Here is a 5908-nt window from a genome sequence, read left to right as displayed (position 1 = left end):
CACGGGCATTGCAGCGCGGGATCGCCACTTAGCGTCCCGCTCGCAAAGCACGCGCCAGCTTCAAGACAGCGCCAGACCTGACACCACATGGCAGCTACAAAATGTGCGAAAAATTCTGGACACTACCGAACACGTTATGTCCTCGGACAATTCGGGTATGGTGGTACGTCAAATGAAAATCCCCGGAGAGCCGCACTCTCCGGGGAAAATTAGGCGCTCAACCGCCGCGCTTTATCCCGCCTGGATTAGTCCCACTTATAAAGACGACCCACGCATTGCCCGCAAATGTCCTGACGGGTTTGAGCCTTTGCGATCTTCACTCGCAACTCTTCCGAGTCAGTTTCTCCAGACAAAGTCCACCCTGACTTTTCTTTGGTGACCATGTTGCAAATGGAGTTTTTAGAAACACCCTGTGCCGTTTTCCCGTTCGCGTCATATCCGTCAAAATCGAACAGATGAGCTTGGTCGCCATTTCCACTGACTTGGTCTTGGGTTTTCAAAAGAACATACGGTTTCAAATCCTTAGCCATACAGAATATCCTCCTGTTACACGATTAATGAATCAAAAACCCCGGAGCACGAAAAAAGCCCCTTCCGCTTTTATGGAGGGGGCCGGTCAACTCCGGGGCGTTTGCCCGATGACTGGTCTGCTGCCTACGCCCTTTTCTTGTGGGCGTAAGGTTTCCAGTCTATAATAAAAAAATAACTACGTGCCTGCGCCAGTCAAGAGGGACGCCCAATATTTTTTTATTTTTGTTCATAATCTGCTGAAATATTTATTCCTTCAAACATATGCCGTCTCGCCATAACCATACACAAAAAAATACAAATTTCCGTCTTTTATGAAGACTTCCATTCAGACTCAAGAACATTTTTTGCATGTGCCTTGGGGAAGGCGCTGTAGCGTGTCTCCGCGGCAAAAGTTTCGTGAGCCATCTTCCTTTTGCGTTGAGCCCGCCAGGGCGAATAAGCAGCCCCGCAGGGCAGGCCGGGAGGGGAAACACCCAAAAGGTGGGCCCACCTCCCTTGTCCTGCCTTTTGGATTCAATACACGATGATAAAATAACATGCAGGAATATGAACGTCGTTTCACCTGTTCAATGCCTTTCATGGAGTATCAAGCTCGTGTAACATCGAGCAATTACCTGCAAATGCTTTCAATATATTTGAGCTTTGGCGTTCAATATATTTTAGGATATTTTGATAGATGTTCGACCACAAAGACATATTCAAAGGTACAGAAGCATACAAAGGCATATTCTGGCATAAGCTCATATATGTTCGCATATTTTGGCAAATAATTTCCAAAAATATGCTTTCGTATGCCTCTGTATACGTTCGTATGCCTTTCAATATTGAAATGCGAGGGCAGGACAGAGGAAGTGGGCCTACCTTCGGCGGCTCCATTCCTGCCCTGCCCGGCGGGGCTGGCTTATTGTAACTAGAAAACCCCCCGCTAGGCGGGGGGTTCTAAAAAGCTTATAGCTTTGCCCAAGTGAGTAAAACTCCTTTTGATTTGTTAAAAAATCTCGCGGTCTGGCAACTGCGAGTCAACAAATCAAAAGGAGGTCACGATGGGTGACACGAAAAGCTTAGCCCACACGCGCTGGAACTGTAAATATCACATTGTTTTTGCACCTAAGTATCGCCGACAGGTGTTTTATGGTGAAAAGAAAAGAGCAATAGGCGAAATTCTGCGGAAATTGTGCGAATGGAAAGATGTGAAAATAGTTGAGGCAGAGTGTTGTCCTGATCACATCCACATGTTGCTTGAGATTCCCCCCAAAATGAGTGTCTCAAGTTTTATGGGCTACCTAAAGGGTAAAAGCAGCCTGATGATCTACGAACAATTCGGCGACTTGAAATTCAAATAGCGCAATCGAGAATTTTGGTGCCGTGGATATTATGTTGATACGGTAGGTAAAAACAAAGCCAAGATTCAGGACTACATTAAGCATCAGCTTGGGTCAGACAAGCTTGGCGACCAACTGAGCTTACCATACCCAGGGAGCCCGTTTACGGGCCGCAAGTAACAGAAATGCAAATGTCAGATCGCCCGTGCGCCTGTTAGGGCGCGGCTGGTAAGAAAGCCTTACAGGCGCATATGAAGAACCCCCGGCTAGGCCGGGGGGTTCCTTTTTACGAAGCGCTCGCAAGCGTTTACCGTCACGGATGAAGGGGTTGCCGTAGCGGCAAAATCCTTTGGGGTAAAAACTGAAAGCGCCGGGTCTTTGCGGCAGGCGCCTGCCCAGGGTGAAGCCGGTTCAAATGAAGCGCGCTATTGCCAAGCCTGTGACAAAAGCGCTGCAATGTCCATTTTTTCGGCATCGGCCCCTGTGAGAGAGCGCTCGATTTCCAGACCGTGCTCTTTGCTCAGGTCCAGAAATATGGGGTTGATGGGTCTGCCCTCAGGGTCAAAGGCCATAATAACACACGGTTGTGCGGGAAAGCTTGGGTTTGAGCGGCACACGATGCCCTGTTCGCCGCTGGACAGCTGCACCGGAGTGCCTACAGGATAAATGCCCATCATCTTGATAAAGCGTTCCACATAGCCGGGAGCCCATGCCTGGCCGCGCATTTTGTACATCATTGCCAGAGCGATATTGGCGGGCATGGGTGTTTTATACACCCGCTTGGCCGAAAGGGCGTCGTAGTTGTCGCTGACTGAAAGAATGCGCCCATAAATGCCGATCTTGTTGCCGGCCAGCCGATAGGGGTAGCCTGTGCCGTTATGTTTCTCGTGGTGCTGCGCAACGGCCTGCAAAACTTCCGGCGGTATGTTGTCCGCTTTTTTCAGTTGATTGTAGCCGAGAACCACGTGGGATTGCATGATTTCCTGTTCTTCGGGCGTAAGCCTGCGCGGCGCGTTGAGTATTTCTTGCGGGATAAAGGCCTTGCCAAAATCGTGAAACAGCCCGGCCATGCCCACCAGGTGAAGTTTTTCTTCCGGCAGGCCAAGGTGATGCGCATAGGCTACGGCAAAAATGGTTACATTGACGGAATGCGTATAGGTGTATTCGTCAGAACTTTTAAGTTTTGATAATGAAACCAGCGCATCCACATTGCGGTTAAGACTGTTGACAATGGATTCCACGTAGGGTTGGGAGGCCGCAACGTCAACAGCACCACCTTGCGCGGCCTGCATAAGGCTGCGCACATGCTCAAAAGAGTCTGCATAAATGGCAGCGGCCTTGGGAATCTCTTCATCCAGAGAAACCAGAGGGCCTTTGGGGTCAGGCCAGATGTTTTCTTCCTGATCTGTTGCAAACTCATCCAGCCGGCGGAAGCGTGAAGGGTCGTGGTAGGCTTCTGTGTACCCCTGCTTGATGATCTGCGCAATCTCTTCCCGCGACGTGATAAGCCCCTCTTCCATATACAAGAGAGGGGCTTTGATCCACGAAAGCCCGGGACTGACGAGATACATCCCGGGTACGATGTCGGCAACAGTTATCTTTACTGACGACATGGCTAAAATACCCTATATGGCCGACCACGACATTGATTGTGCCGTGGTCGGGTTTTTCAGATATGAGGGGGCTTAGCCGATGTCCCAATCAAGCCCGAAGGTATCGTGCAGAATACGGACGGCCAGTTCAACGTATTTTTCCTGAATCAGGATTGTAATCTTGATTTCAGAAGTGCTTATCATGAGGATATTGATGCCCTCGTGCGTGAGGGCGGCAAACGTGCGCGCGGCAACGCCGGAATGGTTGCGCATGCCTACGCCGATGGCGGACACCTTTGCAACGCTGACATCGTGCAGAATTTCTGAAGCGCCGGTTTTTTCGGCCACAGCTTCCATCACTGCGAGCGTTTGCTGCAGGTCTTTACGCGAAATGGTAAAGGTAATGTCGGTATGACCGTCCAGGCTCGTGTTCTGCACGATCATGTCAACAAGAATGCCCTTTTCGGAAAGCGGCCCGAACACGGCGGCGGCCATTCCCGGTACATCCGGCAGATCGCGAATGGTTACGCGGGCTTGATCTTTATCATATGCGATGCCGGAAACAAGAACGGCTTCCATTGTGGAATCCTCCTGAGTAACGAGAGTGCCGGGATCATTGCTGAATGTGGAGCGTACCCGCACGGGAACCTTATACTTTTTAGCGAATTCTACCGAGCGGATGTGCAGAACCTTGGCTCCCATGCTCGCCATTTCCAGCATTTCTTCATAGGCTACACGGTCCATTTTGCGGGCGGTGGAGCAGATGTTGGGGTCTGTGGTGTAAACGCCGTCAACATCCGTATAGATTTCGCACTCGGCGGAACCCATGGCCGCAGCAAGGGCCACTGCCGAAGTGTCTGATCCGCCGCGCCCGAGAGTGGTGATGCGACCGTTTTCAGTGCAGCCCTGAAAGCCTGCAACTACCAGCACGTCATGTTCTTTCAGAAAGCCGTACAGGGCTTTGCTGTTGATGGAAAGAATGCGTGCGCGGCCAAAATCATCATCGGTGGTAATGGGAATCTGCCAGCCCAGCAAAGACCGGGCGCGAATGCCCGCATCCTTGAGCAGCATGGTGAACAGGCTGATGGAAACCTGTTCGCCCGTAGCCACAAGGGCGTCACATTCCGCGCTGTCAGGGGTGGCTGACCACTCGCCGGCCAGAGCAAGAAGCTGGTTGGTTTCGCCGGCCCGGGCCGACAGCACGGCTATAACCTTATAGCCCTGTGCCAGACCGCGCAGAACTTTTTCCCGCACCTGCTTCATAGATTCAAGCTTGGCTACCGACGTGCCGCCAAACTTTTGCACTAAAATTTTCATGCCTGTATCCATTGCCCACAATCCTTCACAGTGTACAACAGGCCAATTGTACGAACGCAGTTCCGAGGGTTCAGACTCTGCCTAAAGTCCATTGTTCGCACAAATGGCGCAACAGGGCCTCGGCCTTACGGCCGCAGGCTTGCAGCGTCAATAAGTGACCTTCTTCGCATGCCTTCAGCGCGATGTCCAGATATTCTTCGGGTCGCTCCTGATCGGGCAAAAACTCTGCCCACTCAATTATAATTAAAGTGCTCAGGTTATCAAGCGCCTCCAGCAGGTCTTCCGGCACGGATCCTGGACAGCGGTAAAGGTCGCAGTGCAGTACGGGCGGTACTGTGGGGTAGTGGTTGCACAGCGTAAAAGAGGGGCTGGCTACCTCTGCTTCATTACCGCCGGGCAGGGCCAAAATCATAAAGCGCGTCAGCGTTGTTTTCCCGCTGCCGAGGTCTCCGCGCAACAACAGGGTTTTCACTTCGGGTACGTTGTCCAGCGCGTGCGCCAGCAGACCGGCAAAGCGGCGGGTATCATCAAGGGTGGCAAGGGTTATCCGGGCCATGCAAGGTCATCTTCCTGGTCTTGGGTGATGTTGTGAAGAGCGTGGGGCAGGGCATCCGCGATGGCTGCAGCCGTGTTGCCACGCACGGGCCAATGGGCGGCAAGCGAACGTCCGGCCAGGGCGTGCAGGGCCACGCCTTGCCCGGCTGTTATAAGGGACGGACCTGTGGAAAAGGCGCATTCCCGTTTGTCGGTATGCGCAAAATCCTGTTTTGAGGCCAGCAGGCCACCAAGGCAGCCTGCCAGTACATCGCCTGAACCACCCACAGCCAGCTGTGGCACGTCATAGGGGCAAATGCCGATGGGGCCTCGCTGTTGCCGTACCAGGGTTCCGGCTCCCTTAAGGATGTTGACCCCACGGCTCAGGGAGCAGAGGCCGTCCAGTGCGGCCCATCTGTCATCCTGGACTTCCTGGGCGGAACACCCCAGAAGCATGGCTGCCTCGCCGGGGTGAGGGGTAAGGATGTCCTCTTCACATATGGCGTCCAGAAGGTCACGCTGCTGCGCCATTACTGCCAGTGCGTCTGCGTCAAAAACCGTGGGGGGGCGCTGCAGCGCCACCAGTGCGCGCAAAAAGGCGGCGGCATCCCG

At 52.8% G+C, this 5908-nt stretch carries 5 protein-coding genes and 1 pseudogene; 1 reads left to right on the top strand and 5 read right to left on the bottom strand.

Going from position 1 to position 5908, the window contains the following annotated elements; translation table 11 throughout:
* Nucleotides 1-245 precede the first annotated feature (245 nt).
* A complete protein-coding gene (locus V6C07_RS04695) occupies nt 246-530 on the bottom strand; it encodes a hypothetical protein (RefSeq protein WP_333535209.1) in 285 nt (94 codons plus the stop codon).
* 1044 nt (nt 531-1574) lie between these two features.
* Here V6C07_RS04695 and tnpA point away from each other — a divergent pair.
* Nucleotides 1575-2033 (top strand): annotated as a pseudogene (tnpA, locus tag V6C07_RS04690) (IS200/IS605 family transposase).
* A gap of 245 nt (nt 2034-2278) precedes the next feature.
* Here the strand turns inward: tnpA and V6C07_RS04685 are convergent.
* From V6C07_RS04685 to V6C07_RS04670, 4 genes are all read right to left on the bottom strand, one after another.
* Nucleotides 2279-3466 carry an HD-GYP domain-containing protein gene (locus V6C07_RS04685; protein ID WP_333535207.1) on the bottom strand — a complete coding sequence of 396 codons (1188 nt, stop codon included), beginning with the start codon at nt 3464-3466 and terminating at the stop codon, nt 2279-2281.
* A 72-nt stretch (nt 3467-3538) separates the two neighbouring features.
* Nucleotides 3539-4762, bottom strand: coding sequence for an aspartate kinase (locus V6C07_RS04680; protein ID WP_333535206.1), 1224 nt, complete (start codon nt 4760-4762; stop codon nt 3539-3541).
* A gap of 70 nt (nt 4763-4832) precedes the next feature.
* Nucleotides 4833-5318 (bottom strand): tRNA (adenosine(37)-N6)-threonylcarbamoyltransferase complex ATPase subunit type 1 TsaE, encoded by a 486-nt coding sequence (gene tsaE, locus V6C07_RS04675; RefSeq protein WP_333535205.1) that lies wholly within the window; start codon nt 5316-5318, stop codon nt 4833-4835.
* Nucleotides 5306-5908 (bottom strand): ADP-dependent NAD(P)H-hydrate dehydratase (locus tag V6C07_RS04670; RefSeq protein WP_333535204.1); only part of this gene is annotated, 603 nt, incomplete at its 5' end. The genes tsaE and V6C07_RS04670, both read right to left, overlap by 13 nt.

Source organism: Desulfovibrio sp. 1214_IL3152 (genome assembly GCF_036763055.1).
GTDB lineage: Bacteria > Desulfobacterota > Desulfovibrionia > Desulfovibrionales > Desulfovibrionaceae > Desulfovibrio.
This window is presented reverse-complemented; position numbering and strand designations above follow the sequence as displayed.

What these genes read in the sequence shown, in the direction of transcription:
- V6C07_RS04695 (WP_333535209.1), bottom strand. Translation starts at nt 530, where the DNA reads ATGGCTAAGGATTTGAAACCGTATGTTCTTTTGAAAACCCAAGACCAA.
- V6C07_RS04685 (WP_333535207.1), bottom strand. Translation starts at nt 3,466, where the DNA reads ATGTCGTCAGTAAAGATAACTGTTGCCGACATCGTACCCGGGATGTAT.
- V6C07_RS04680 (WP_333535206.1), bottom strand. Translation starts at nt 4,762, where the DNA reads ATGAAAATTTTAGTGCAAAAGTTTGGCGGCACGTCGGTAGCCAAGCTT.
- tsaE (WP_333535205.1), bottom strand. Translation starts at nt 5,318, where the DNA reads ATGGCCCGGATAACCCTTGCCACCCTTGATGATACCCGCCGCTTTGCC.